The 3,610-nt window shown below is 47.9% G+C and carries 3 protein-coding genes and 1 pseudogene; 1 reads left to right on the forward strand and 3 read right to left on the reverse strand.

Annotation, left to right across the window (positions count from 1 at the left end):
- The coding region (locus PPL9_RS32290; RefSeq protein WP_208989156.1) for a hypothetical protein at positions 1–573 on the forward strand (573 nt) is incomplete at its 5' end.
- A 319-nt stretch (positions 574–892) separates the two neighbouring features.
- Here PPL9_RS32290 and repC read toward each other — a convergent pair.
- The 3 genes and pseudogenes from repC to PPL9_RS04115 all read right to left on the reverse strand — a co-directional run.
- Complete coding sequence (gene repC, locus PPL9_RS04105; RefSeq protein ID WP_161831200.1) at positions 893–1,987, reverse strand: plasmid replication protein RepC; 1,095 nt, start codon at positions 1,985–1,987, stop codon at positions 893–895.
- Between the two features lie 199 nt (positions 1,988–2,186).
- A complete protein-coding gene (gene repB, locus PPL9_RS04110; protein WP_057461466.1) occupies positions 2,187–3,176 on the reverse strand; it encodes a plasmid partitioning protein RepB in 990 nt (329 codons plus the stop codon).
- Positions 3,176–3,610 (reverse strand): annotated as a pseudogene (locus PPL9_RS04115) (plasmid partitioning protein RepA); the annotation flags it as partial. The pseudogene PPL9_RS04115 and the gene repB, both read right to left, overlap by 1 nt.

Raw genomic sequence — 3,610 nt, forward strand, 5'->3', positions numbered from 1 at the left:
GACCGGTGTCCTTCACTCCTTGATCCAGCAACGACAGCAGCAATGGAAGCGCGACTTGATGACATTGTGAGTGGTCGAGCCGGTGCTGATGAAATCATTCAGGAGATCTGCAGCTCTGCGAAGTCGGCAATTCACGTGCTGGACGGGCAGGGGGGAAAGCTCGACATTCAGCGAAAACCGAGCCCAGCCATGGTCAAAGCAGCTAAGAGCAAAGCTGAGCGCGAGGGCAAGCGTTTGACCCGCGCAGATCTGGCAAGCTATGACACGTTGCGGGCTTATCTGGGACCAATGAAGGAGCGGGCAGGGGAGCCATCCGCTCCAAGCCCAGCACAGCTCAAGTTGGCAATGACGATAACTGAGCGGTTGGGACAGCCTCTTCCTGATGAAGCCAAAAGCTCAGCAAGGGCTCTGAGCAACTGGATAGACGCGAATAACTTCGCCAGTGAGAGCCAGATGAAGTGGATCTGCAAGTTCGTTGAGGAAGGCAAAATCAAGAAACCCAAGGGCTATCCGGACAAGGTCAAAACCAAGATCGCCAAGGGGCTGCTTGATAAGATGTTTAAGAAGAAATAGCGGCGAGACTAACAGGGGTTATGCAACATAACGCCGGTCAAGGTCATCCAGACCGAAGGGGACCAGCTGCAAGGAATGAGCGAAGCGAGTGGATGAAGGTGGGCTGGGTGCCTGCTTACAGGTTGTTTTTACGGGCTCGGGCGCAGCACCAAGCCAACCTGCCTCTACAAGCAAAATAGTTACTCAATATAATGAAGTAAAATGCACTCTAAATTTTACAGCTGTAAAATTCTTCAGAAAAAGGTATACATTACAATGAGATAAGAAATTTCTTATTTGGAGATTTGAACCAACGAACACCTTATTCCTTTGAAAGGGCTTAGTTCCTCCGCGCAAGGCTCCAGATTGTTCTATTAAGATTGAGATCTCCAGTCTGGCCTTTTTCAACCATGCCATTGAAGTACCCTGCAGGTCTAGTCAACCGCTCCGGTTCCCTCAGCACCTTCTCAACTACAACAGCTAGACAAGCGGCAGCGAGCTTGAGCCCAAGCAAACGAACAGCTTTCTGCCAAGCCAACTCACTCAATCCGATTGCAAGGCGTAATGAATTTGCTTCGCCTCTCAGATCATCCCAACTTCGTATTGGTCGAATGAAATGTTCGGTGGTCATTGTGAGCGCGTGCGCAAGAACTTCAATGGAGATCTCATTATTGCCAGTCGCTTCGTGTTCTATCTCACAAGCGCTCTGATCTTGCTCTGACACTGCAGGCTGATCTTCAGGCATGCTCTCACATTGTTGAAGTTCACTCGCTGCACTATCTAGCACCTCTTCATACAGCTCAGACAAGAAAGTCATTTTATCAGCTGCGGCTTGAGGTGATTCCATAATGGCAACAACACGTTGCTGAAGTTCTTCAGCTTGAGCTAACTCGCCCTGGTTCGACAGCTCAGCACAGGCATCATTGATTGCCCGCACTAAACCTTTGCTCTTACGTTTTAAAGCCCTCTCTGCCTCAAGATGGGTCTTGTAATCATCAGCTCGCTTGCGCAGCTCATCAAGTCTTTTGCAAGCTGGTGAGAGATCCAACCCATAGGCTTCACCTAGGCTATTCTCAAAACGCCGACCATTCCCACTGTCTTTGTATGCAAGCAGGCCAACTTCAACCAGTTTCTTGAGGGCTCTCATAACTGATCGCTCACTACGGCAAACATAGTCCGCTAGTTTTCTATTCGAGATGGCAACCACAGGTGATTGTCCTTCACCCAAATCCTTCTCTTTGACTAGTCCCAAGAGAATATCAAGCACATGATAGGCTGTGCCGGTAACACCCAAGACTGGACATACCCGCTTCACAACAAGCGAAAGTGTAGACTTACTAATTTGAGAGGGCAGGGGAGAACTAGCAAGTTTTTGGCTTGCCAAAGCATTGGCGTTTAGCTTGCGAAATCTCGTAATCGTTTCTGTTTGCAGCATTTTCCTAATCTCATTTCTACTCATATGAGCAACGAGAAAGCTATCAAAACGCCACAAAAACTACCCAACTCAAAGGAAAAGAGTTGATTCGTTTATGTTTCAGCACTAAACTGCAAATTGCTACATATGAGTTGAGTGCTTTACAGCGCTTTATTCTATTCAAGGGCTTGCTTTTGCAAGCCCTTTTACTTTGTCTAGGTCACTGTTCGTCGTCCTGCTCTTCAAACTTTACCAATAACGCTGGGATCTGTTCAGCCAAGAATGAGCTGAACTCAGCGCCACGCTTCCCCTGAAATGCGAACTTCACGCCTGCTTTGCTTTCCTTCAGCAATAGTACCGGCTTTCCATCCTTATCAAGGACTGTGTTTGTGCTGCTATCAGAAGCACCCTTTTCACCAGTCTTCGCATAAGAAAAAACAATGTTAAAACGCTCTTCTGAGCTGCTTGTCTTCCATTTCTCTGAACCAGTAAGCCTTGCCAAGCCCTTACTCTGGTTTGAGCTGAAGCGCACAAAAATCTCACTCAATGAGATCCATTTCGGTCGCCCGATCTTGGGCGCCGGTCCAATTTTCGTGATGAGATCTTCAGGAATTGCATCGGCAACCTTCCTATAATGAGATACCGCAGCGACAGACTTCACCCCAATAGCTTTGGCAACCGTTTGATTAGGAAACTCCTTGCTCAGTCTCTTCACAAAAAGAGCGGTCTCGATAAAGGAAAGGCTCTTACGCTCATGGTTTTCTTTACCTTGAGCAATAACTAGTGCCTCATCGTTGAGATCCTCATCGATGATCGCGAGAACACCAATACCGAGTTCTCGGCAAGCTCTCCATCGTCTACGACCATAGGCAATTTCATACCGATCCGGCTGCTCCAGCTTCGGTCGTACAAGGATCGGAACCTTCTGCCCATCATGCCGAATACTATCTTTGAGTTCTTCATAGTCTGGATCATTCTCGACAGACATTCGATCCGCAATCGGTGACGGCTCACACAAACTGGACTTTAGATTGACAACTCTTTTTCCGCCTTTGTCTCTAGCAGGGATTGCGCTCGTTGCAGCCTGCTTAAGCAATCCTTCAGGGCCGTTAGGCGGCACAACCCGTTGACTGATCAGGGTGTTGGACGTTGCCCCTGCTGGTTTAGCGGGTGTCTTCCAGGCATCTTTGAATTTTGAAACTTTAGACATCAGATACGTCCCCATCCCTTCAACACAATTTCTTCAATCTCGCGATTGGCAGCGTTCATTGCTTCAAGACCACGGTTAAAGGTTCCACGGTTGAAGTCTTTACCCTGAGATTCATAGATTGTTGAGTTTGAAAGACCCGATTGAGATACTGCTGCTGACTTCGGCATCGGATGATCGAGCACATTGTCGAGCCGGTCTCGCATCATCTCAACAATTGAGTTCATAGCGGCATCATTGGATTCATAACGCGTAATCAAATAGTGCATGGTGCGGCCTGTGTATTTGGCACTTTCACCTACCAAATGAACGCTATTTTCCAACGTCTCTAAGTGAACCCCGAGCGCAGTCAGGTACTGGTGCATAGACTTGATATCCAACCATTCAGGCTGGATTGTAAGTAGTAAGTGGTTCGAAGCGCCAATTGTGGCTTTTGA

This window comes from Pseudovibrio sp. POLY-S9, from assembly GCF_001431305.1.
In the GTDB taxonomy this organism is placed as follows: Bacteria; Pseudomonadota; Alphaproteobacteria; order Rhizobiales; family Stappiaceae; genus Pseudovibrio.